Source organism: Cellulomonas taurus (genome assembly GCF_012931845.1).
Classification (GTDB): domain Bacteria; phylum Actinomycetota; class Actinomycetes; order Actinomycetales; family Cellulomonadaceae; genus Cellulomonas; species Cellulomonas taurus.
In genome coordinates this window covers 2,951,495-2,973,424 of sequence record NZ_CP051884.1, presented here as the reverse complement: position 1 = coordinate 2,973,424, position 21,930 = coordinate 2,951,495, and the positions used below count along the sequence as shown (strand labels likewise).

General features: G+C 71.9%; 22 protein-coding genes. 17 read left to right on the top strand and 5 right to left on the bottom strand.

Going from position 1 to position 21,930, the window contains the following annotated elements; genetic code table 11:
• Positions 1–19: 19 nt before the first annotated feature.
• Entirely contained in the window at positions 20–1,207 is a 1,188-nt protein-coding gene (xylA, locus tag HGK68_RS13780; RefSeq protein WP_169166480.1) for a xylose isomerase, read from the bottom strand.
• 76 nt (positions 1,208–1,283) lie between these two features.
• Here xylA and HGK68_RS13775 point away from each other — a divergent pair, with 76 nt between their 5' ends.
• From HGK68_RS13775 to mshA, 4 genes are read left to right on the top strand one after another with little or no spacing between them, the layout of a single operon-like run.
• A complete protein-coding gene (locus HGK68_RS13775; protein ID WP_169166479.1) occupies positions 1,284–2,501 on the top strand; it encodes an ROK family protein in 1,218 nt (405 codons plus the stop codon).
• A gap of 10 nt (positions 2,502–2,511) precedes the next feature.
• Positions 2,512–3,543, top strand: coding sequence for a lactonase family protein (locus HGK68_RS13770; RefSeq protein WP_246260385.1), 1,032 nt, complete (start codon positions 2,512–2,514; stop codon positions 3,541–3,543).
• A complete protein-coding gene (locus tag HGK68_RS13765) occupies positions 3,540–4,919 on the top strand; it encodes a sugar porter family MFS transporter (protein ID WP_169166478.1) in 1,380 nt (459 codons plus the stop codon). Before HGK68_RS13770 ends, HGK68_RS13765 begins: the two co-directional genes overlap by 4 nt.
• A gap of 44 nt (positions 4,920–4,963) precedes the next feature.
• On the top strand, positions 4,964–6,199 hold the full coding sequence (mshA, locus tag HGK68_RS13760; RefSeq protein ID WP_169167135.1) for a D-inositol-3-phosphate glycosyltransferase: 1,236 nt from the start codon (positions 4,964–4,966) through the stop codon (positions 6,197–6,199).
• 100 nt (positions 6,200–6,299) lie between these two features.
• On the opposite strand, the gene HGK68_RS13755 is transcribed toward mshA, so the two are convergent.
• On the bottom strand, positions 6,300–6,740 hold the full coding sequence (locus tag HGK68_RS13755; RefSeq protein WP_169166477.1) for a nitroreductase family deazaflavin-dependent oxidoreductase: 441 nt from the start codon (positions 6,738–6,740) through the stop codon (positions 6,300–6,302).
• A gap of 88 nt (positions 6,741–6,828) precedes the next feature.
• On the opposite strand from HGK68_RS13755, the gene HGK68_RS13750 reads away from it, so the two are divergent.
• Positions 6,829–7,569 (top strand): phosphoglyceromutase, encoded by a 741-nt coding sequence (locus HGK68_RS13750; RefSeq protein WP_169166476.1) that lies wholly within the window; start codon positions 6,829–6,831, stop codon positions 7,567–7,569.
• A gap of 57 nt (positions 7,570–7,626) precedes the next feature.
• Here HGK68_RS13750 and phoU read toward each other — a convergent pair whose 3' ends face one another.
• On the bottom strand, positions 7,627–8,289 hold the full coding sequence (gene phoU / locus HGK68_RS13745) for a phosphate signaling complex protein PhoU (protein WP_169166475.1): 663 nt from the start codon (positions 8,287–8,289) through the stop codon (positions 7,627–7,629).
• A 192-nt stretch (positions 8,290–8,481) separates the two neighbouring features.
• Here phoU and HGK68_RS13740 point away from each other — a divergent pair, with 192 nt between their 5' ends.
• The 6 genes from HGK68_RS13740 to pstB all read left to right on the top strand — a co-directional run bounded on the left by HGK68_RS13740 (position 8,482) and on the right by pstB (position 14,515).
• Entirely contained in the window at positions 8,482–9,669 is a 1,188-nt protein-coding gene (locus tag HGK68_RS13740) for a sensor histidine kinase (RefSeq protein WP_206155755.1), read from the top strand.
• The gene (locus HGK68_RS13735) at positions 9,666–10,370 is read left to right on the top strand and encodes a response regulator transcription factor (RefSeq protein WP_169166474.1); all 705 of its coding nucleotides are present in this window, start codon (positions 9,666–9,668) and stop codon (positions 10,368–10,370) included. The genes HGK68_RS13740 and HGK68_RS13735 overlap by 4 nt, the downstream gene beginning before the upstream one ends.
• A 154-nt stretch (positions 10,371–10,524) precedes the next feature.
• The gene (pstS, locus tag HGK68_RS13730) at positions 10,525–11,640 is read left to right on the top strand and encodes a phosphate ABC transporter substrate-binding protein PstS (RefSeq protein ID WP_246260384.1); all 1,116 of its coding nucleotides are present in this window, start codon (positions 10,525–10,527) and stop codon (positions 11,638–11,640) included.
• 88 nt (positions 11,641–11,728) lie between these two features.
• Positions 11,729–12,739 (top strand): phosphate ABC transporter permease subunit PstC, encoded by a 1,011-nt coding sequence (gene pstC, locus HGK68_RS13725; RefSeq protein WP_169166473.1) that lies wholly within the window; start codon positions 11,729–11,731, stop codon positions 12,737–12,739.
• A 1-nt stretch (position 12,740) separates the two neighbouring features.
• Positions 12,741–13,697, top strand: a complete 957-nt coding sequence (gene pstA / locus HGK68_RS13720) for a phosphate ABC transporter permease PstA (RefSeq protein WP_169166472.1) — start codon at positions 12,741–12,743, stop codon at positions 13,695–13,697.
• A 38-nt stretch (positions 13,698–13,735) separates the two neighbouring features.
• Positions 13,736–14,515, top strand: coding sequence for a phosphate ABC transporter ATP-binding protein PstB (gene pstB / locus HGK68_RS13715; protein ID WP_169166471.1), 780 nt, complete (start codon positions 13,736–13,738; stop codon positions 14,513–14,515).
• A 448-nt stretch (positions 14,516–14,963) separates the two neighbouring features.
• On the opposite strand, the gene HGK68_RS13710 is transcribed toward pstB, so the two are convergent.
• The gene (locus HGK68_RS13710; protein WP_169166470.1) at positions 14,964–15,452 is read right to left on the bottom strand and encodes a hypothetical protein; all 489 of its coding nucleotides are present in this window, start codon (positions 15,450–15,452) and stop codon (positions 14,964–14,966) included.
• Between the two features lie 354 nt (positions 15,453–15,806).
• On the opposite strand from HGK68_RS13710, the gene HGK68_RS13705 reads away from it, so the two are divergent.
• From HGK68_RS13705 to ispF, 3 genes are read left to right on the top strand one after another with little or no spacing between them, the layout of a single operon-like run.
• The gene (locus HGK68_RS13705) at positions 15,807–16,289 is read left to right on the top strand and encodes a CarD family transcriptional regulator (RefSeq protein WP_013769765.1); all 483 of its coding nucleotides are present in this window, start codon (positions 15,807–15,809) and stop codon (positions 16,287–16,289) included.
• A 4-nt stretch (positions 16,290–16,293) separates the two neighbouring features.
• Entirely contained in the window at positions 16,294–16,980 is a 687-nt protein-coding gene (gene ispD, locus HGK68_RS13700; protein ID WP_169166469.1) for a 2-C-methyl-D-erythritol 4-phosphate cytidylyltransferase, read from the top strand.
• Between the two features lie 14 nt (positions 16,981–16,994).
• Entirely contained in the window at positions 16,995–17,462 is a 468-nt protein-coding gene (ispF, locus tag HGK68_RS13695; protein WP_169167132.1) for a 2-C-methyl-D-erythritol 2,4-cyclodiphosphate synthase, read from the top strand.
• Here ispF and HGK68_RS13690 read toward each other — a convergent pair.
• Positions 17,360–18,523, bottom strand: a complete 1,164-nt coding sequence (locus HGK68_RS13690; RefSeq protein WP_169166468.1) for an EamA family transporter — start codon at positions 18,521–18,523, stop codon at positions 17,360–17,362. The genes ispF and HGK68_RS13690 overlap by 103 nt on opposite strands.
• Positions 18,524–18,595: 72 nt before the next feature.
• Here HGK68_RS13690 and HGK68_RS13685 point away from each other — a divergent pair, with 72 nt between their 5' ends.
• The 3 genes from HGK68_RS13685 to rlmB are packed head-to-tail and all read left to right on the top strand — an operon-like array spanning position 18,596 to position 21,926.
• Positions 18,596–19,507, top strand: coding sequence for a LysR family transcriptional regulator (locus HGK68_RS13685; RefSeq protein WP_169166467.1), 912 nt, complete (start codon positions 18,596–18,598; stop codon positions 19,505–19,507).
• 20 nt (positions 19,508–19,527) lie between these two features.
• Positions 19,528–20,958, top strand: coding sequence for a cysteine--tRNA ligase (cysS, locus tag HGK68_RS13680; protein WP_169166466.1), 1,431 nt, complete (start codon positions 19,528–19,530; stop codon positions 20,956–20,958).
• Positions 20,958–21,926, top strand: a complete 969-nt coding sequence (gene rlmB / locus HGK68_RS13675; protein ID WP_169166465.1) for a 23S rRNA (guanosine(2251)-2'-O)-methyltransferase RlmB — start codon at positions 20,958–20,960, stop codon at positions 21,924–21,926. The genes cysS and rlmB overlap by 1 nt, the downstream gene beginning before the upstream one ends.
• The last annotated feature ends 4 nt before the right edge of the window (positions 21,927–21,930 follow it).

Sequence of the window (21,930 nt, the reverse complement as noted above, 5' to 3'; positions counted from 1 at the left end):
TCGGCGTCGAGGGGGTGGCTCAGCGAGCGCCGAGCGCGTGCTCCAGCGCGAGCTGGTTCAGCCGCACGAAGCCGAAGCCGCGGGCGGCGACGCCGTCCACGTCGAAGTCCTCGTACGCGGAGCGGTCGGCCAGCAGGTCGGCCAGGGTCTCGCCCTCGCCGATGGTCGGCTGCGACAGCTCGAGCACGCCGGAGGCCTCCAGCGCCTCCTGCACCTCCGGGTCGGCGCGGAACGCCTGCGCGCGCTCCTTGAGCAGCAGGTAGGTCGCCATGTTGGCCTTGGCCGACTCCCACACGCCGTCGAAGTCCTCGGTGCGGGAGGGCTTGTAGTCGAAGTGCCGGGGACCGTCGTAGCGCGGGCCGCCGGAGGGGAAGCCATTCTCGATCAGGTCGACGGTGGCGAAGGCGCTGAACAGGTCGCCGTGGCCGAAGACCAGGTCCTGGTCGTACTTGATCGAGCGCTGACCGTTCAGGTCGATGTGGAACAGCTTGCCGGCCCACAGCGCCTCGGCGATGCCCTGGGTGTAGTTCAGGCCCGCCATCTGCTCGTGGCCGGTCTCCGGGTTCAGGCCGACGATGTCGCCGTGCTCCAGCTTGGCGATCAGGGCGAGGGCGTGACCGATGGTCGGCAGCAGGATGTCGCCGCGCGGCTCGTTCGGCTTCGGCTCGATCGCGATGCGCAGGCCGTAGCCCTTCTCCTTGATGTACGCCGCGACCGTGTCGATGCCCTCGGCGTAGCGGTCGTGGGCGGCGTTGAGGTCCTTGGCCGAGTCGTACTCGGCGCCCTCGCGGCCACCCCACATCACGAAGGTGTCTGCGCCCAGTTCGGCGGCCAGGTCGACGTTGCGGATGACCTTGCGCAGGCCGTAGCGGCGCACCCGCCGGTCGTTCGAGGTGAACGCGCCGTCCTTGAAGATCGGGTGGCTGAAGGTGTTGGTCGTGACCATCTCGACCGTGATGCCGGTGTCGCTGAGCGCCTTCTTGAAGCGGTCCAGGATCCGGGTGCGCTCGGCGTCGTCGGAGCCGAAGGGCACCACGTCGTCGTCGTGGAAGGTCACGTGCGCGGCGCCCAGCTCGGCGAGCTTGTACACCGACTCCACCGGGTCGAGCCACGGGCGGCTCGCGCTGCCGAACTGGTCCTGTGCGTTCCAGCCCACGGTCCAGAGACCGAAGGAGAACTTGTCTGCGGGGGTCGGCGTGGCCGCCATGGCTTCCTCCTCATTGAGAACACACGATTTGTTGTGCCGCCGAACTTAATAGGCTTCGGGCTGTAGGGTCAAGCGCATGAGAGCCACCAGTGCCCCGGCGCGGCAGGGCACCCTGCGCGAGCACAACCTGCGCCTGGTGCTCGGCCACATCCTGGACGCCGCGGCCGGTGCCGACCCGACCCCGCCGTCCCGTGCCGATGTCGCCACGGCCACCGGCCTCACCCGCGGATCGGTCTCCGCGCTGGTCGACCTGCTGATCTCCGCCCGCCTGGTCGCCGAGCTGGCGCCGGTGTCCACCGCCCGGGCCGGGCGTCCGGCCGTCCCCCTGGTCCCGGCCGCCGGGACCGTCGCCGGGATCGGCGCCGAGGTGAACGTCGACTACCTGGGCGTGCGCGCCCTCGACCTGGCCGGACGGGTGGTCGGGCACCGGGTGGTGACCGGCGACTTCCGCGATTCCGACCCCGCCGCCGTCCTCGCGCGACTCGCCGAGCTGGTGGGGGAGCTGCTGGCCGAGCTGCCGACCGACCTGCGCCCGGCCGGGATCTGCCTGGCGCTGCCGGGTCTGGTCGATCGGATCACCGGACCGCTCCGCCAGGCGCCGAACCTCGGGTGGCGGGACGTCGACGTCGCTGCCCTGCTGGCCACCCACCCGGTGCTCGACGGGTTGCCGATCCGGCTCGCCAACGAGGCGAACCTCGCCGCGCGCGCCGAATCGTGGGCCGGGCAGGCGGGGGACTCCTTCCTCTACGTCTCTGGTGAGGTCGGCATCGGTGCCGCCGTGGTGCTGGGCGGGGAGGTGTTCGCGGGTCGGCACGGGTGGGCGGGCGAGATCGGGCACACCGCCGTCGAACCCGAGGGGCCGCCGTGCACCTGTGGCGCCCGGGGCTGTCTCGAGCAGTACGCCGGGAAGGACGCCCTGCTGCGGGCGGCCGGACGACCGTTGACCGACAGCGCCGAGGACCTGGTCGCCGCTGCGACCGCGGGGGATGCGGCTGCCGCGACCGCGCTGCGTCGGGGTGGTGATGCCCTGGGCGTGGCCCTGGCGAACTTCGTGAACCTGGTGGACGTCGAGCGGGTGGTGCTCGGCGGGATCTACGCCCCGCTCGCGCCCTGGCTCACCGATCCGGTCATCGCGCAGCTGCGCACCCGGGTGCTGGCGGCCGCCTGGGAGGACGCGCGGGTGCAGGTCGCCGGGGGTGGGCCGCACGCGGCGCTGCAGGGTGCGGCGCTCGCGGTGCTGCGGACCGTGGTGGAGGACCCCTCGGCGTGGGTCGTGGAGGCCGCCGCCCCGTAGTCTCCTCCCCGTGACTGAGCAGCGACGCGACCTGTGGGTCGGCACCTACCCCGCCGCCGGCGCCGGGACCCCGGTGGGCCGGGGCGAGGGCATCTGGCGGATCGGACTCGACACCGCGTCCGGCACTCTGGGGACCCCGGAGCTGGTGCTGAGCACCCCGGCACCCTCCTTCCTGGCCGTCGACCGGGCGAACGGCGTGCTGTACGCGGTCGGTGAGGACACCGCGGGCACCGTCAGCGCCTTCCGGCTGACCGACACCGGCATGGAACCGCTGGGGACCGCCGATTCCGGCGGCGCCGACCCCTGCCACCTGCTGGTGGTCGACGGCGCGCTCTACGTGGCGAACTACAGCTCCGGCACGCTGGCGGTGTTCCGGATCGGGCCGGACGGCTTCACCGGCGAGACACCGGACCAGATCCTCGGGCACAGCGGTGGTGGGCCGGTCGCCGACCGTCAGGAGGGCCCGCACGCGCACTTCGTGGCGCTGGCACCGGGTGGTCGGCACATCCTGGTCAGCGACCTGGGCACCGACCAGCTGCGCCGCTACCGCCGCGCCGACACCGGACTGCTCGCCGACGACGGGATCGCCGCCACCTTCGTCCCCGGTTCCGGGCCCCGGCACCTGGACTTCTCCGCCGACGGCCGATTCGCCTACGTCGCCTGCGAGCTGGACGACACCGTGACCGTGCTCGCCTGGGACCCCGCTTCGGCCACCGGCACCGCCGTGCAGCAGGTCCCCGCGCAGGAGTCCGGCTCGGCGCAGGTCGACTCGCTGCCCTCGCACCTGGAGCGGGTCGGCGACCGCGTCCTGGTCGCCACCCGCGGTCCGAACCGGCTCGCCACCTTCGCCGCGGGCCCGGACGGCTTGCTCGCCCCCGCGGGCCAGGTCGAGCTGCCGGGCGACTGGCCGCGACACTTCGCCGTGGTCGAGGGTCTGGTCGTGATCGCCGATCAGCGGTCCGACAGCCTGACCGTCCTGCGTGACGGCGTGCCGACCGACAGCGCGACCCTGCCCGCCCCGGCCTGCGTGCTGCCAGCATGAGCGCCGACACCCGCACCGCGCCCCGGCGGCGGCTGGGGCAGATCGCGCTGATCGCCACGGCCGGTGGCCTGCTCTTCGGCTACGACACCGGCGTCATCAACGGGGCGCTGGACCCGATGTCGGCCGACCTCGGCCTCAGCGTCTCCGCCGAGGGCGTGGTCACCGCCAGCCTGCTGGTCGGTGCGGCGCTCGGGGCGGTGGCGGCCGGTCGGCTGGCCGATGCCCTGGGTCGACGTCGCACCCTGCTGGTGCTGGCCGTGCTGTTCTTCGCCGGAGCCGTGGGGTCGGTGATCGCACCGAACCTGGCCTTCATGCTGGTGATGCGCTTCCTGCTCGGCCTCGCGGTCGGCGGCGCCTCGGTCACGGTGCCGGTCTACCTGGCCGAGCTCGCCCCCACCGAACGCCGCGGCGCCCTCACCGGCCGGAACGAGATCGCGATCGTGATCGGGCAGCTGGCGGCGTTCACCGTCAACGCGATCATCGGCACCGTGTGGGGTGAGCACGCCGGGGTGTGGCGGGCGATGCTCGCGATCCAGGCGCTGCCTGCGGTGGTGCTCTTCCTCGGGATGCTGCGGATGCCGGAGTCCCCGCGCTGGTTGGTGACCCGGGGCCGGGACGACGAGGCGCTCGCCGTGCTGGGCCAGGTGCGGGACGCCGACCGTGCCCGCACCGAGCTGGCCGAGATCCGCACCCTGGTGGACGCCGAGCAGCACACCGCCCGGGCCGGCTGGGCCGATCTGCGCTTGGGCTGGGTGCGGCGCCTGGTGCTGATCGGGGTCGGCGTCGCGGTGATCAACCAGACCGGTGGGATCAACGCGGTGATGTACTACGGCACCCAGCTGCTGCGCCGTACCGGGTTCAGCGGCGACGTCGCCCTGATGACCAACGTGCTCAACGGCGTGTTCTCGGTGATCGGGATGGCGGTCGCGCTGGCGATCATCGACCGGATGAACCGGCGCACCGTGATGATGCTCGGCCTGGCCGGGGTGGTGGTCAGCCACCTGGCGGTCGCGCTCTGCTCGGCGCTGATCCCGGACGGCACCGGCCGCTCGGTCGCGGTGACCGTGTTCCTGGTGCTGTTCGTGTTCTTCAACCAGGCGTCGGTCGGGCTGCTGTGCTGGGTGGTGCTGGCCGAGCTGTTCCCGCTGCGGCTGCGCGGCTTCGCGATCGGCCTGTGCGTCTTCTTCAACTGGACGTCCAACGCCCTGATCAGCGGTTTCTTCCCCTCCGTGGTGGACGCCGCCGGGATCACCGCGACCTTCGCCGGGTTCGCGGCGATCAACGTGCTGGCCTGGTGCTTCGTGCGGTTCGTGCTGCCGGAGACGCGGAATCGGTCGCTGGAGGAGCTGGAACAGAGTTTCCGCGTCGCTGGTTGAGTCGTGTCGGTTCGTCGTGAAGGGAGTGGTCCGTGCACATCGCCATGCTGAGCGTGCACACCTCCCCGTTGGACCAGCCGGGCACCGGTGACGCCGGGGGGATGAACGTCTACATCGCCGAGCTCTCCCGGGCACTGGCCCGGCGGGGTGCGACGGTGGAGATCTACACCCGGGCGACCAGCTCCGCTCAGCCGGACACCGTGCCGCTGGACGGCGACGACGACCGAGTCCTGGTGCACCACGTGCTCGCCGGACCCTACGAGGGCCTTGACAAGAACGACCTGCCGGGTCAGCTGTGCGCGATGACCGCCGGGGTACTGCGCTCCGGTGCCCGCCGCCCGGCCGGGTGGTTCGACGTGGTGCACGCGCACTACTGGCTCTCCGGTCAGGTCGGCTGGCTGGCGGCCGAACGCTGGGACGTGCCGCTGGTCGCCACCATGCACACGCTGGCCCGGGTCAAGAACGCCACCCTGGCGCCCGACGACTCGCCGGAGCCCTCCGGGCGGGTGATCGGGGAGGAGCAGGTGGTCGCCGCCGCGGACGCGATGATCGCGAACACCGCGGAGGAGGCGCACGAGCTCGTCCAGCTCTACGACGCCGACCCCGCGGCGGTGCACGTGGTCGCCCCCGGGGTGGACCTGCGCACCTTCGCGCCGGCCCGGGATCACGCCGAGCGGATGGCCTGGCGCCGTGAGCTCGGCCTGCCGGGGGACCGGGACGTGCTGCTGTTCGCCGGGCGGGTGCAACCGCTCAAGGCACCGGATGTCCTGGTCCGGGCGCTCGGCGTTCTCCGGGCCCAGGGTCGTCCGGTGCCGCTGCTGGTGGTGCTGGGCGGACCGTCAGGTCGACCCGGCGCACTGCGTGACCTGCGGGCACTGGCCGAGAGCTGCGGGGTGTCCGACCAGGTCTGGTTCCGGCCCCCGGTGCCCCGACCCGAGCTCGCCCGCTGGCTGGGTTCCGCCGACCTGGTCGCGATGCCGTCCCGCAGTGAGTCATTCGGACTGGTCGCCGTCGAGGCGCAGGCGGCAGGCACCCCGGTCGTGGCGACCGCGGTGGGCGGTCTGCGTTCGGTGGTGGTGGACGGCGTCTCCGGCCGACTTGTCCGTGGCCACGACCCGGCACGCTGGGCGACGGCGATCGCCGAGCTGCTCGCCGACCCCGACGTCCGCGGTCCCTGGCGCAGCGCAGCCCGCCGAGTCGCCGCCGGTTACGGCTGGGACGCCACGGCCGAGCAGGTGCTCAAGGTCTACGCCCTGGCGGCGGAGCACCGCACGCACTGACCGCGCACACGGACCCGCGCACCGAGATGACACGAATCGACGCTTCCGGGCCGTCATAGCGTCGGTTCGTGTCATCTCGACGCCGACTCCTCGAACCTGGTCAGTCGGTGAGCGGTTCGGCGAGGAAGACCGGGATCACCCGGTCGGTCTTGGTCTGGTAGTCGGCGTAGTCCGGGTAGGCGGCGACCGCGCGCTCCCACCACAGCGCGTACTCCTCGCCGCTGATCTCGCGGACCCGGTAGGAGCCCTTGTGCGTGGCGTCCTGGATGTCCACCTCCGGATGCGCGACCAGGTTGGCGTACCAGCCCGGGTTCTTGGGCGCACCGCCGAGCGACGCGACCACCGCGTACACCCCGTCGTGCTCGACCCGCATCACCGGGATCTTGCGCACCTTGCCGCTCTTGGCGCCGAGCATGGTCACCACGACCACCGGCATGCCGCGCAGTTCGGTGCCCTCCGTCCCGCCGGAGCGCTCGATGGTCTCGACCTGATCGCGGACCCACGCCTCGGGGCTGGGCTGGTACTCACCTGTGATCGCCATGCGAGTGCCAACGCCGGACCGGTCGTCGGTGTTCCGCGGGCCGAACGTCCCCCGACGATTCGTCCCGACGTGGGGCAGGATGGGACCCATGACCTACACCCTGGTGCTGCTCCGCCACGGCGAGAGCGAATGGAACGCCAAGAACCTGTTCACCGGTTGGGTGGACGTGCCCCTGTCGGAGAAGGGCGTCGCCGAGGCCAAGCGCGGCGGCACCCTGCTGACCGACGCCGGCGTGCTGCCGGACGTCGTGCACACCTCCCTGCTGCGCCGCGCGATCACCACCGCGAACTACGCGCTGGACTCCGCCGACCGGCTCTGGATCCCGGTCAAGCGGTCCTGGCGCCTGAATGAGCGTCACTACGGTGCGCTGCAGGGCAAGGACAAGAAGCAGACCCTGGCCGAGTTCGGTGAGGAGCAGTTCATGCTCTGGCGCCGTTCCTACGACGTGCCGCCGCCGGACATCGAGCTGGGCTCGGAGTTCTCCCAGGACACCGACCCGCGCTACGCCGGTGAGCCGATCCCGCGTGCCGAGGCGCTCAAGCAGGTCCTCGACCGTGCCTTGCCCTACTGGAACTCGGACATCGTGCCGGACCTGAAGGACAACAAGACCGTCCTGGTCGCCGCGCACGGCAACTCGATCCGCGCCATCGTCAAGTACCTGGACGACGTGGACGACGACACCATCGCCGGGATCAACATCCCGACCGGCATCCCGCTGGTGTACCACCTGGACGAGGAGACGCTGAAGCCCACCAACCCGGGCGGCACCTACCTCGACCCCGACGCTGCCGCCGAGGCGATCAAGGCAGTCGCCAACCAGGGCCGCTGACTCTCACGCGAAGGCCCGGTCCCCCGCACGGGGGACCGGGCCTTCGTCATGGGCGGTTCAGTGCGTCGGGGTCGGCCCGCCCGCGAACTCGCCGGTCACCAGGAAGGTGATCCGCTTGGCGATCGACACCGCGTGGTCGCCGAACCGCTCGTAGTACCGGCCGAGCAGCGTCACGTCCACCGTCTGCTGCGGCGTCCCGGACCAGCCGGAGCCGAGCAGCACCCGGAACGTCTCCTCGTGCAGGTGGTCCAGCTTGTCGTCGGCGGCCAGGATCGCGGCGGCCACCTCCAGGTCGTGGCTCTGCAGCACCTCAGTGGTCTTGGCCGCCACCCGCACCGCCGCCTCGTTCATCTCCGCGAAAACCGCTGCCAGCGCCGGGTCCACGGCCGGGTGCGGGTAGCTGCGCCGCGCCACCTGTGCCACGTGCCGGGCCAGGTCACCCATCCGCTCCAGGGTCGCGCTCATCCGCAGCGCGGACACCACCACCCGCAGGTCGGTGGCGACCGGGGACTGCTGGGCCAGCAGCAGCACGCACCGCTCGTCCAGGTCCCGCTCCAGCGCGTCGATCGCCAGGTCGTCGGCGATCACGGACTCGGCCAGCGTCAGGTCCTGGTGCGCGAGCGCCTCCCCGGCCGCGGTGATGGCGTGCTCGACCCGACCGCTCATGGCCACCAGGTCGTCACCGAGCTGCTTCAGCTCGGCGTCGAAGATCTCCCGCATTCGTGCGTCCTCTCATCGTGCGCGCGCACGACATGTGCGCAGATCGACGCCACACCGTTCCACGCCCAGGTGAACGGGTGGGTGAACGCCGTACCGCCGGGCGGTGAACGCCGATGAACACTCATCATCGTCAGCCCGTGATCATCGGGCGACCTGGCGATCCCGGCTGTTCACCCCCGTACGCTGACGGGCGTGGAGGGTCTGACAGGGCTGATGATGCTCGTCGCCGGTGGGTTGGGGTTGCTGGTCGGTGTGGGTGCCACGCTCGCGTTCCGGTGGAGCGAACGGGCGCAGCGCACGGTACCGGCCGGACCCGAGCCGGAGCTGGACGACGGGTTGGTGCGCGTGCTCGCCGTGCTGCGGTCGGCGGCGGTGGTGCTGGACGACGAGGACCACGTCCTGCGCGCCAGCCCGCCCGCCTACGCCTACGGGGTGGTCCGGGACGGGCAGATCGTGCACGCGGCGGTGCGTGACCTGATCGCCGACGTGCGGCGGACCGGGGTGATCCGGGACGAGGAACTGGAGCTTCCCCGCGGGCCGCTCGGCCCCGGCACGATCATGCTGCAGGTCCGGGTCGCCCAGCTCGGGCCGAACCGGTTGCTGGTCCTGGCCGAGGACCGCACCGCCGCCCGGCGGCTGGAGGCGATCCGCCGGGACTTCGTGGTGAACGTGTCCCACGAGCTCAAGACTCCGGTCGGCGCGATCTCGCTGCTGGCCGAGACGGTGCAGGACGCCGCCGAGGACGCGGAGGCGGTGCGCCGGTTCGCCGGGCGGATGATCAACGAGTCCCAGCGGCTGTCGGCGCTGGTGCACGAGATCCTGGAGCTGTCCCGGCTGCAGGTCGCCGGTGCGCTGCAGGAGATCCAGGTGATCGACGTCGACAGCGTGATCGCCGAGGCGGTGGACCGCGCCCGGACCGGTGCCCTGGCCAAGCAGATCGACCTCGACGTCGGTGGGGTCAGCGGCGCCCAGGTCTTCGGCGACCCGACCATGCTGGTCCAGGCGGTGCGGAACCTGCTGGACAACGCCGTGTCCTACTCACCGCCCGGCACCCACGTCGGGGTCGGGGTGCGCAGCCACGAGTCACTGATCGAGATCGCGGTGGTCGACCAGGGCATCGGCATTCCCGCCGAGGAGCAGGACCGGGTGTTCGAGCGGTTCTACCGGGTCGACCCGGCGCGCAGCCGCGAGACCGGCGGCACCGGACTGGGCCTGTCCATCGTCAAACATGTCGCGGCCGACCACGGCGGCGACGTCCAGGTCTGGTCGCAACCGGGACGTGGCTCCACCTTCACCATCCGGCTGCCCAGGGCGGCCTCAGCCGAAGAGGTCGAGGCGCATGAGCGTGCCCTCGACTCCGAACCGAAAGGCACTCCGTGAACCGCATCCTGCTCGTCGAGGACGAGGAGTCGTACCGCGATCCGTTGGCCTACCTGCTCACCCGGGAGGGCTACCAGGTGGCGACCGCCGCGACCGGCACCGAGGCGGTGGAGCTCTTCGACACCGGCGATCCGGTCGACCTGGTCCTGCTGGACCTCATGCTGCCCGGCGTCTCCGGCACCGAGGTGTGCCGGCACATCCGGCAGACCTCGGACGTGCCGGTGATCATGCTGACCGCCAAGGACTCGGAGATCGACAAGGTGGTCGGCCTGGAGCTCGGCGCCGACGACTACGTCACCAAGCCGTACTCCTCCCGGGAACTGCTGGCGCGGGTGCGGGCCGTGCTGCGCCGCCGGGTGTCGGGTACCGCGCCGACCGAGGACGAGGACGAGGACGACAACATCCTGGTCTCCGGTCCGGTGCGGATGGACGTCGAACGCCATGTCGTCACGGTGAACGACGAGCCGGTCGCGTTCCCGCTCAAGGAGTTCGAGCTGCTGGAACTCCTGCTGCGCAACGCCGGCCGGGTGCTCACCCGCGCCCAGCTGATCGACCGGGTGTGGGGCACCGACTACGTCGGCGACACCAAGACCCTGGACGTCCACGTCAAGCGGGTGCGGGCCAAGATCGAGTCCGACCCGGGCAACCCCACGCTGCTGCTCACCGTGCGCGGACTGGGCTACAAGCTGAACGACGCGTGATGAATCCCGGGTGAACGGCGGGCCGGGCGAGATGTTGCACCGTCGTTCACCCGGGGTTCACCATCCGACGGGGGACCGGTCACCTGACGCTCCTAGCTTCGTCCTCGGTTGCGCACCATCAGGGTGCGCGCTGACCACGACAGGACGGAACACTGTGAAGCTGAACCGCGGAACGGGCGCGCTCGCCCTCGCCGGCGTGCTTGCCCTCTCCCTGGCGGCGTGCGGCTCCGACAACGCCACTGGCTCTGACTCCACCGGCACCTCCGGCTCCGGCGACACCGCCAGCAGCCTGAGCGGCGAGCTGAACGGCTCCGGCGCCTCGTCGCAGGAGTCCGCGATGGAGGCCTGGCGTGCCGGGTTCCAGAACCAGAACCCTGATGTGACCGTCTCCTACGACCCGGTCGGCTCCGGCGGCGGACGTACCGCCTTCCTGGACGGCTCGGTGCAGTTCGCCGGCACCGACTCCGCGCTGGACGAGGACGAGCTGGCCCAGGCCCAGGACCGCTGCTTCGGCGCGGAGGCCGTGGACCTGCCGGTCTACGTCTCCCCGATCGCCGTCGTGTTCAACCTGGAGGGCGTGGACAGCCTCAACCTGTCCGCCGCCACCATCGCGAACATCTTCAACAACACCATCACCACCTGGAACGACCCGGCGATCGCCGCGGAGAACCCGGACGTGCAGCTGCCGGACACCGCGATCACCCCGGTGCACCGCTCCGACGAGTCGGGCACCACCAAGAACTTCACCGACTACCTGGCGAAGGCCTCCGGTGGCGCGTGGACCGAGGAGGCGTCGGGCGACTGGCCGCTGGACGGTGGCGAGTCCGGTGCGCAGACCTCCGGCCTGATCCAGGCGGTGTCCGGCGGTAACGGCACCATCGGTTACGCCGACTTCTCGAAGGCCGGTGACCTGGGCGTGGTGAAGATCAAGGTCGGCGAGGAGTGGGTCGCCCCGTCCGAGGAGGGTGCCGCCGCCGCGCTGGACGCCTCCCCGCGCGACGACGCCCGTGCCGAGGGTGACATCGTGGTGAAGATCGACCGCGAGACCACCGAGTCGGGCGCCTACCCGATGATCCTGGTGTCCTACCTGGTCGCCTGCCAGGCCTACGACAGCCAGGACGACGTGGACCTGGTCCAGGCGTTCCTGACCTACGTCGCCTCCGCCGAGGGCCAGTCCGCCTCCGAGACCGCCGCGGGTTCCGCCCCGATCTCGGACACCCTGCGCACCGACGTCCAGGCGTCGATCGACGCGATCAAGCTGGCCTCCTGAGGTCACACGTCACCACAGGCCGGTCCGTCTGCACCCGCAGGCGGACCGGCCGTCGGCGCGATCAGCCCCCTGCCATCCTGGAGAACGCGTGACCAGCACTCAGCCCGGGACCGTCACCACCGGTGACGCCACCTCACCCGGCCGCACCGCCCGCCGCCTGCGGCAGAAGAGCTCCGACCGTGGCGCCAGCCGCGTGTTCCGGTGGGTGTCCACCGGCGCCGGCGTCCTGATCCTGGTCATCCTGGCGGCGGTCACCGTCTTCCTGGTGGCCCGGGCCCTGCCGGCGCTCAGCGCCAATCCGGACTACCTGGCCGACACGATCAGCTGGTTCCCGAAGGACTCCACGCTGTTGGGCTTCGTCGGGCCGATGATCTTCGGGTCGCTGCTCGCCGCCGGTCTGGCCCTGCTGATCGCCACCCCGCTGGCGATCGGGATCGGGCTGTTCATCTCGCACTACGCGCCCCGGCGGCTGGCGAACGCGCTCGGGTACATCGTCGACCTGCTCGCCGCGATCCCCTCGGTGGTCTACGGCCTGTGGGGCGGTCTGGTGCTCAGCCCGTTCATCCAGCCGATCTGGGAGTTCCTCGGGACGTACCTCGGCTGGATCCCGCTGTTCAGCGGCAACGTGTCGCCCACCGGCCGCGTGATGCTCACCGTCGCACTGGTGCTCGGCGTGATGATCCTGCCGATCATCACCGCGATCTGCCGGGAGGTCTTCCTGCAGACGCCGCGCCTGCACGAGGAGGCGGCGCTCGCCCTGGGCGCGACCCGGTGGGAGATGGTGCGGATGGCCGTGCTGCCGTTCTCCCGCTCCGGCATCATCTCCGGCGCCATGCTCGGCCTCGGCCGTGCGCTGGGCGAGACGATGGCGGTGCTGATGATCCTCTCGCCCGGCTTCACCTACTCCTTCCAGCTGCTGGTCGCCGGCAAGCAGCAGACGATCGCGTCGAACATCGCCGCCCAGTTCCCCGAGGCCAACCAGACCGGCGTCGCGACCCTGATCGCCACCGGCCTCGCGCTGTTCGTCATCACCCTGGCCGTGAACATGGCCGCCCGCGCGATCGTGGCGCGGCGCAAGGACTTCTCGGGAGCGAACTGACATGGCGACAGCGACGCAGAACGCCCAGGCACCACAGCCCACGCTCGAGGAGCTGCTGCGCACCACCGACCCCGCCCGGCGGCGCAAGGACGTGCTGATGCGGACGCTGATCACCAGCGCCTTCGTCATCACGATGATCCCGTTGATCTCCCTGACCTGGACCGTGGTGTCCAAGGGCATCGGGCGGCTGGACGGCTACTTCCTGCTGCACTCGATGCGCGGTGTCTTCGGCGGCATGGACGCCGGTGGCATCTACCACGCCATCGTCGGCACGGTGGAGATCACGCTGTTCGCGGCGCTGATCTCGGTGCCGATCGGCCTGCTCACCGCGATCTACCTGGTCGAGTACGGCGGCGGCCGGTCGCTGGCCAAGGTGATCACCTTCCTGGTCGACGTGATGACCGGTATCCCGTCGGTGGTCGCCGGTCTGTTCGCCTACGCCCTGTTCGCGCTGCTGCTCGGGCCGGGCGCCAAGATGGGCGTGATCGGCTCGGTGGCGCTGTCGGTGCTGATGATCCCGGTGGTGGTCCGCTCCTCGGAGGAGATGCTCCGCCTGGTGCCCAACGAGCTGCGCGAGGCGTCGCTGGCGCTGGGCGTCCCGCGCTGGCTGACCATCGTCAAGGTGGTGCTGCGCACCTCGGTCGCCGGTCTGACCACCGGCGTCATGCTCGCCATCGCCCGCGTGATCGGTGAGACCGCCCCGCTGCTGCTGACCGTGGGCGTCGTCGACTCGATCAACTTCAACCTCTTCGACGGTCGGATGATGACGCTGCCGGTGTACGTCTACCGGCAGTACGCGCAAGGATTGGTGGCCTGTTCCCCGGGTGACACCGCCTGCGTCGCCGACATCACGGTGCAGCGGGCCTGGGCGGCCGCGCTGACCCTGTTCCTGATCGTCATGCTGCTCAACCTGATCGGCCGGCTGGTGACCCGGTTCTTCGCCCCGAAGATCCGCTGACCCGCCGCCCCCGACTCGACTCCCCGAAGGAAATCCCGATGGCACAGCGCATCGACGTCAAGGACCTGAACATCTACTACGGCGCCTTCCGAGCCGTGGCCGACGTGAACATGACCATCGAGCCGCGCTCGGTGACGGCGTTCATCGGCCCGTCCGGCTGCGGCAAGTCCACCTACCTGCGCACCCTGAACCGGATGCACGAGGTGATCCCCGGTGCCCGGGTCGAGGGCACCGTCGCGGTGGAAGGCGTCGACCTCTACAGCGCGGACATCGACCCGGTGGCGGTGCGCCGCCAGGTCGGGATGGTCTTCCAGCGCCCGAACCCGTTCCCGACCATGTCCATCGCGGAGAACGTGCTCGCCGGCATCCGGCTGAACAACCGTCGGATCTCCAAGTCCGACGCCGCCGACCTGGTGGAGCAGTCGCTGCGGGGCGCCAACCTGTGGAACGAGGTCAAGGACCGGCTCGACCGCCCCGGTTCGGGACTGTCCGGTGGTCAGCAGCAGCGGCTCTGCATCGCCCGCGCCATCGCGGTCAAGCCGCAGGTGCTCCTGATGGACGAGCCGTGCTCGGCGCTCGACCCGATCTCCACCCTCGCCATCGAGGACCTGATCGCGGAGCTGAAGAACGACTACACCATCGTGATCGTCACCCACAACATGCAGCAGGCTGCGCGGGTGTCGGAGAAGACGGCGTTCTTCAACATCGCCGGGACGGGTGAGCCCGGTCGGCTGATCGAGATCGACGACACGGCGACGATGTTCTCCTCCCCGCGCGAGCGGGCCACCGAGGACTACATCTCCGGCCGCTTCGGCTGAGCCGACCCGACGGCGGACGGGTCGCCCGACTACGCCACTGCGGCGGCCGGGCGTCGGAACCTAGCGCCCCAGGTCGGCACTGAGCGCCCGAGTTCGGCACTTCGCCGGCCCCCAGATGGCGTGTTCTGCCGACCTCGGGCGTGGCCCGGCCCGCGACCTCGACCCGCCCGCCCTCGCCCGGCAGCTCGCGCCGCTTGCCCGGACCGCCGCGGCCCGAGGTCGGCGGTACGCGCCCGACGTCGGCACACCGCGCCCCGAAGTCGGCAGTTCGGGCCTGAGTTCGGCACGTCGCCGGCCCGCAGATGGCGTGTTCTGCCGACCTCGACGCGGCTTGCCTGGGAACGCGGCTGGCTTGGGAACGCGGGTGGGCCTGGAACGGTGAACGTCCTTGGAATGCCGAACGGCCCGGCCCCCGCGCAGGGGACCGGGCCGTTCGGGCGTCGACGGCTCAGAAGGTCGGCGTGGCCTCCGGGACCAGGTCGGTGTACTCCGGCAGGGTGCCGTCCAGCACCGGGACCGGCAGGGTCTCCTGCCCGGAGGAGCCGCTGGAGAGCGTCAGCTCGGTGGTCGCGCCGGGCGGGTCCTGGCTGACCAGCAGCACCTCCTCGCCCTGGCTGCCGCCGAGCAGGACGGTCTGGCCGGCCGGGACGCGCACGGTCGCCGAGTCGTCGCCGGTGCTCAGCTCGACCAGCGCGGCGTTGTCGCCGTTGTTGCTCAGTGCCCCCTGCAGCGCACCCGGCTCGCCCGCGGCGGCGGAGATCAGGACCAGGTTCTCCGCGCTGAGGTCACCGAAGGCGGCGCCGACGCCGTCCGAGGCGTCGTACTCCAGCTGCGAGGTGATCTGGTTGGTCGCCGAGCAGCCGGACAGGGCGGCGGCGAGGGCGACGGCCGCGACGGCGGAGACGCGGCGGAGGGTGGACTGGCGGCTGCGGGCCACGGTGGCTCCCTGGGAGTGGTTCGACGTCGGCTCCGGAGAGCCTACGGCGCTGGACGCGATCGAGGTGACCCGGCGTCAGCATCCGCCGGTCGCCCGGCGCGGCACACCGGGTCGCGAGTGGCTGCGTCGTCGCAGGTCAGGACGTTGCGGGTCGGCCTCCTCGGGACGAGGCGGCCCCGATCGGACTCTAGCCACGCCGACGCGGTTCGCGCACCGGTTCGGTCGCGTGTCGCGCACGGCGTGGAACCGTCATCGCTCTGACCAGGGCAAACGCTGGTGACCATCGAGAATCTTCACGAAGTCTGCCGGTTTTCGCGTGGTAAGATGGGCATCCGCGAAAGGGGACACCTCCAAATGACTTTCACTGTTGGGGAGACCGTTGTCTACCCGCACCACGGGGCAGCGCTGATCGAGGAGATCAAGACCAGGACCATCCGCGGCGAGGACAAGATCTACCTCAAGCTGAAGGTCGCCCAGGGCGATCTGACCATCGAGGTCCCGGCGGAGAACGTCGACCTCGTGGGCGTGCGCGACGTCGTCGGCCAGGAGGGTCTGGACCGGGTCTTCGAGGTCCTGCGGGCGCCGTACACCGAGGAGCCGACCAACTGGTCGCGTCGGTACAAGGCCAACCTGGAGAAGCTGGCGTCCGGCGACGTCATCAAGGTGGCCGAGGTCGTGCGCGACCTCTCCCGCCGGGACGCCGACCGCGGCCTGTCGGCCGGGGAGAAGCGGATGCTCGCCAAGGCCCGGCAGATCCTCGTCTCGGAGCTCGCACTCGCCGAGCACACCGAGGAGGAGAAGGCCGAGGCCATCCTGGACGAGGTCCTCGCCTCCTGATCCGGTGGGCCACACCACCGCGATCCTGACCGCAGCCGGCAGCGGTCTTCGACTCGGGCACCCCGAGCCGAAGGCGCTGGTCCGACTGCACGAGACGCCGTTGCTGCAGCACGCAGCGCGGCGTCTCGTCATGTCCGGGGTGATCGACCACCTGGTGGTCACCGCTCCGGACGGCCACGAGTCGATCTGTCGTGCCCTGCTGCCCGAGGCCGACGTGGTCGTGGGTGGTGCCACCCGGCAGGAGTCGGTGGCGGCCGGGCTCGCCCGGGTGCCGGACTCCTCGGACGTGGTGCTGGTGCACGACGCGGCGCGGCCGCTCGCCTCGCCGGAGCTGATCCGTCGCGTGGTCGCAGCGGTGCGGGCCGGACATCGGGCGGTGGTGCCGGGGGTGCCGGTGACCGACACGATCACGGCCGTCGACCCGGGGGCGGAGGGTGCCACGGCCGCCCGGGGGACGGTGCCGCGTGCCGGGCTGCGCGCCGTGCAGACGCCGCAGGGATTCGATCGCACCGTGCTGGACGCCGCGCACGCCGCGCACCGGCTCGACGGCGGGCTGGTCACCGACGACGCGGGACTGGTCGAGTTGCTGGGCGAGCCGGTGTGGCTGGTGCCCGGGGAGGAGTCGGCGATGAAGATCACCACCGCGCGGGATCTGGCGCTGGCCGAGCTGCTGCTGGGAGCCGAGTCGTGATCCCCCGGATCGGGATGGGCGTCGACGTGCACGCCTACGACCCCGACCCGGCGCCGGGGGCGGCCCTCCGGCTCGCCGGACTGGTCTGGCCGGGAGAACGACCGTTGGCCGGGCACTCGGACGCCGACGTCGCCGCGCATGCCGCCGCCGAGGCGCTGCTCTCCGCCGCCGGGCTGGGCGACCTGGGCGCGGTCTTCGGGGTGGACCGTCCGGAGTGGGCGGGGGCGGCCGGGGTCGAGTTGGTGGCCGAGGCGGCACGCCAGGTCCGGGCCGCCGGGTTCGAGGTCGGCAACGTGGTCGTCCAGGTGGTCGGCAACCGCCCTCGGATCGGACCGCGCCGGGCCGAGGCGGAGGCCGCCCTGTCGGCGGCCGCCGGGGCTCAGGTGGCGGTGTCGGCGACCACCACGGACGGACTGGGACTGACCGGGCGCGGCGAGGGCATCGCGGCGCTGGCGACCGCACTGGTGGTGCCGACCGGCTGAGGGGCGCGGGTGTCGCGGGGCTGGCCGGGTTCGGGCTCGTGCGCTGCCGGCGGGTCGTCCGCTGCCACCGGCTCGGTCGGGACGCCGGGCGCGCTGTCGGGGTGCTGCGTTCGGCTGTCCCGTACGCGTGGGTCATGGCTGGGCGCGCTGTCCGGGTCCTGGGACCGGCTGCGCAGCGCCCGTGCTGCACGGCCGGGCGCGCTGGCGATCAGCACACCGGCGATGATCACCGCGCCGAGGACCAGCTCCGCGGGCGCCGGGCGCTCGTCGAAGGCCAACCAGCTGGACGCGAAACCGACCACCGGGACCAGCAGGCTGAACGGGGCGACCACGCTCGACGGATGCCGGGCGAGCAGCGAGGTCCAGATCCCGGAGCCGACCACGGTGGCGATCAGCACGGTGAACGCCAGCCCGACCAGCGCCCAGACGGCGGTGCCGGTGGTCAGGGTGGTCAGCGAGCGCCCGATCGCCGCTGGGCCGTCGACCAGCAGGGACAGCGCGAGCATCGGCAGCGGCGGCACCACGGACATCCAGAGCATGAAGCGCAACGGTTCGGTGGTCCGGGCCTGACGGCTGCACACGTTGCCGAAGGCCCAGCCGAGTCCACCGCACAGGGTGAGCAGCACCGGCAGCACCCCCGCCTGCGCACCGCCTCCCGCGCGCACCAGGGCGATCCCGGCCAGCCCGGCGACGGCGATCCCGATCCCGAGTGCCTGCCGACCGGTGATCCGTTCCCGCAGCCACACCCCGGCGATGAGGACGGTGAACGGCGCCGAGGACTGCAGCACCAGCGATGCCAGGCCGGTCGGCATCCCGGTGTCCATCGCCAGGTACAGGAAGGCGAACTGCAGCACACCGAAGCCGAGGCCGTAGCCGAGCAGCCAGCGCCACGGCACCTGGGGGCGCGGGACGAACAGCACGGTCGGGATCGCGAGCAGCGCGAACCGCAGGGCGACGAGGAAGAAGGGCGGGAACTGCTCCAGGGACAGGTGGATCGCCGGGAAGTTCAGTCCCCAGCACAGCACCACGATCAGGGCGAGGAGGCGGTCACGGGTCGGCACGGGATCAGGGTGACCGGCCATGACCGTCCAGCACCAGCGAAAGATCTAGCACTGTCCGTGTAGCGTCGCTACATGGACAGCCATCACCTCGCCACGCTGCGCGCGGTCCGGGAGGCCGGGGGAGTCACGGCGGCCGCGGCCCGGCTGCACCTCACCCCGTCCGCGGTGTCCCAGCACCTGCGCCAGCTCACCGACCAGGCGGGGACGCCCCTGGTCGAGCGCGTGGGGCGGGGCATCCGACTCACCGAGGCCGGACACGCCCTGGCGGATGCGGCCGTCGGCGTGGCGGTCGCCCTGGAACAGGCCCGGGGCGCCGTGCAGGCGTTCCGCGGTTCACCCACCGGCCGGGTCCGGGTGGCGTTCTTCCAATCTGCCGCCGCCTTGCTGGCACCCGGTCTGCTGCACCGGGTGGCCGCGCACGAGGGCGTCACGATCGAACTCGGCGACCACGACGTCGCGCAACACGACTTCCCGAGCCTGACCGCCGACCACGACCTGGTGGTGGCGCACCGACCGGACACCGGCGACGACTGGCCGACCGGACTCCGCGTCGCCACGCTGCTGCGCGAACCGTTGGATGTCGCACTGCCCAAGGGTCACCCGCTGGCGGAGCGCGCCGACCTCACGCCGGCGGATCTGGTCGGCGAACCGTGGATCGCGGTGCGGGAGGGCTTCCCGGTCGCCCGGGTGCTGGACCGGGTGGCGGCGGTGGCCGGTGCGCCGCCCCGGGTCGTGCAGCGGTTCAACGACTTCGGGGTGGTCGAGGCGCTGGTCGCTGCCGGGCACGGGATCAGCCTGCTGCCCCGCTACACCGCCGGTGCCCGGCCGGGGGTGCGGTTGGTGCCGCTGGCCGGGGTCGATGCCGCGCGACGGACCGATGTGCTGATGACCCCCGAGCGTGCTGCCCGGCGCGTGGTGCAGCTGGTGCTGGCGGATCTGCGGGCCGAGGCGGCTGCCGTCACGGGCAGTGTCCGCGGGAAGTGACTGGCCGGTAGCCTGGTGCGGTGAGCCTGCGCCTGTTCGACACCGCCACCCGTGAGGTGCGTGACTTCGTCCCCGTCGTCCCGGGTCAGGTCGGCATCTACCTCTGTGGTGCCACCGTCCAGGCCCCGCCGCACATCGGGCACGTCCGCTCGGTGGTGGCCTTCGACGTCCTGGTCCGCTGGCTGCGCCGCACCGGGTACCGGGTCACCATGGTCCGCAACGTCACGGACATCGACGACAAGATCCTCCACCGCTCCGCCGAGGCCGGTGAGCAGTGGTGGGCGTGGGCGATGGCCAACGAGCGGGCCTTCACCTCCGCCTACGACGCCCTGGGCGTGCTGCCGCCGACCTACGAGCCGCGGGCCACCGGACACGTCCCGGCGATGGTCGAGCTGATGCAGCGGCTGATCGAGCGCGGGCACGCCTACACCGCCGGCCCGGGTGACGTGTACTTCGACGTGCGCTCCTGGTCGTCCTACGGCGAGCTGACCAGCCAGCGGGTGGACGACATGGTGGCGGACAGCGCCGCGGAGGCCACCGACAAGAAGGACCCGCACGACTTTGCGCTGTGGAAGGCCGCCAAGCCGGGTGAGCCGGAGACCGCCTCCTGGGACACCCCCTTCGGCCGCGGCCGCCCCGGGTGGCACCTGGAGTGCTCCGCGATGGCGCACCGGTACCTCGGGGACACCTTCGACATCCACGGCGGCGGACTCGACCTGCGGTTCCCCCATCACGAGAACGAGCAGGCCCAGTCCCGCGCCGCCGGGTACGGCTTCGCCCGGTACTGGCTGCACAACGGCTGGGTCACCCAGTCCGGCGCGAAGATGAGCAAGTCGCTCGGCAACGGGTTGCTGGTCAGCACCCTGCTGGAGACCGTCCGTCCCGCGGTGCTCCGCTATGCCCTGACCGCCGTGCAGTACCGGTCGATGCTGGAGTGGACGGCGGACACCCTGGCCGAGTCCGAGGCCACCTGGGACCGGCTGGCGGGCTTCGTCACCCGGGCGACCGAGCGGGTGGGGGAGGTGGACCCGGCGCAGGCCGAGATCCCGGCCGACTTCGCCGCGGCGCTGGACGACGACCTCAACGTGCCCGCCGCGCTCGCGGTCGTGCACGAGCACCTGCGGGCCGGGAACACCGCCCTGGCCGCGGGTGACGACCCGAGCACCCGCACCGAGCTGGCCGCCGTGCGCGCCATGCTGGACGTGCTGGGCCTCGACCCGGCGGGCGAGCAGTGGGGCGCCGCCACCGGCGACGACCGCACCGCCACCGCCCTGGACTCCCTGGTGCGCGCCGAACTCGACGCCCGCACCGCCGCCCGGGCCGCCAAGGACTGGGCCACCGCCGACGCGATCCGCGACCGGCTCACCGCCGCGGGTATCGCGGTCGAAGACTCCCCCACCGGCGCGCGCTGGTCGCTCGCCGCCCGCAACGTGACTGACGAGGACATCTGATGGCCGGCAACTCCCAGCGCCGTGGCGCCACCCGCAAGACCGGCAAGAAGGCCACCGTCGGGTCCGGCGGGCAGCGCCGTCGCGGACTCGAGGGCAAGGGCCCGACCCCCAAGGCCGAGGACCGCACCTACCACTCCGCGCACAAGAAGAAGGCGGCGGCGGAGAAGCGCGCCACCACCTCGCGCGGCACCACCCGCCGCACCCCGAGCGGTAAGGGCCGGGGCGCCGTCACCGAGGTGGTCGCCGGGCGCAACTCGGTGGTCGAGGCGATGCGCGCCGGGATCCCGGTGTCCACCGTCTACATCGCCGCCCGGTTGGAGGCCGACGACCGCACCCGCGAGATCCTGCGCACCGCCGCCGACGAGGGCTACCCGCTGCTCGAGGTCACCAAGCCCGAGCTGGACCGGATGACCGACGGCGCCGTGCACCAGGGCGTGGCGATCCAGGTGCCGCCCTACGAGTACTCCGACGTCGAGGACCTGCTCGACATCGCCGCCGCCAGCGACCGCCCACCGCTGATCGTCGCGCTGGACGGCGTCACCGACCCCCGTAACCTCGGCGCCGTGCTCCGGTCGGCCGGGGCCTTCGGCGCGCACGGTGTCCTGGTGCCGGAACGCCGCTCGGCCGGGATGACCGCCTCCGCCTGGAAGGTCTCCGCCGGTGCCGCCGCCCGGGTCCCGGTCGCCCGGGCCACCAACCTGGTGCGCGCCCTGGAGCGGTTGCACGAGGCGGGCTGCTTCATCGTCGGCCTGGACGGTGGCGGCAGCACCACGGTCGCCGACATGCCCTACAGCACCGACCCGCTGGTGCTGGTGATCGGCTCCGAGGGCAAGGGGCTGTCCCGCCTGGTCAGCGAGCACTGCGACGTGATCGCGGGCATCCCGATCGACTCCGACGTCGAGTCGCTGAACGCCGGGGTCGCCGGGGGCATCGCGCTGTACGAGGTCGCCCGGCAGCGGCAGGGCTGATCGG

Bases quoted from the DNA above. Each gene is read 5' to 3' on its own strand.
- HGK68_RS13775 (WP_169166479.1), top strand. From the start codon at position 1,284: ATGAGAGCCACCAGTGCCCCGGCGCGGCAGGGCACCCTGCGCGAGCAC.
- HGK68_RS13705 (WP_013769765.1), top strand. From the start codon at position 15,807: ATGACTTTCACTGTTGGGGAGACCGTTGTCTACCCGCACCACGGGGCA.
- HGK68_RS13755 (WP_169166477.1), bottom strand. From the start codon at position 6,740: ATGGCGATCACAGGTGAGTACCAGCCCAGCCCCGAGGCGTGGGTCCGC.
- pstA (WP_169166472.1), top strand. From the start codon at position 12,741: ATGGCGACAGCGACGCAGAACGCCCAGGCACCACAGCCCACGCTCGAG.
- ispF (WP_169167132.1), top strand. From the start codon at position 16,995: ATGGGCGTCGACGTGCACGCCTACGACCCCGACCCGGCGCCGGGGGCG.
- HGK68_RS13765 (WP_169166478.1), top strand. From the start codon at position 3,540: ATGAGCGCCGACACCCGCACCGCGCCCCGGCGGCGGCTGGGGCAGATC.
- HGK68_RS13685 (WP_169166467.1), top strand. From the start codon at position 18,596: ATGGACAGCCATCACCTCGCCACGCTGCGCGCGGTCCGGGAGGCCGGG.
- HGK68_RS13750 (WP_169166476.1), top strand. From the start codon at position 6,829: ATGACCTACACCCTGGTGCTGCTCCGCCACGGCGAGAGCGAATGGAAC.
- xylA (WP_169166480.1), bottom strand. From the start codon at position 1,207: ATGGCGGCCACGCCGACCCCCGCAGACAAGTTCTCCTTCGGTCTCTGG.
- phoU (WP_169166475.1), bottom strand. From the start codon at position 8,289: ATGCGGGAGATCTTCGACGCCGAGCTGAAGCAGCTCGGTGACGACCTG.
- rlmB (WP_169166465.1), top strand. From the start codon at position 20,958: ATGGCCGGCAACTCCCAGCGCCGTGGCGCCACCCGCAAGACCGGCAAG.
- mshA (WP_169167135.1), top strand. From the start codon at position 4,964: ATGCTGAGCGTGCACACCTCCCCGTTGGACCAGCCGGGCACCGGTGAC.
- pstB (WP_169166471.1), top strand. From the start codon at position 13,736: ATGGCACAGCGCATCGACGTCAAGGACCTGAACATCTACTACGGCGCC.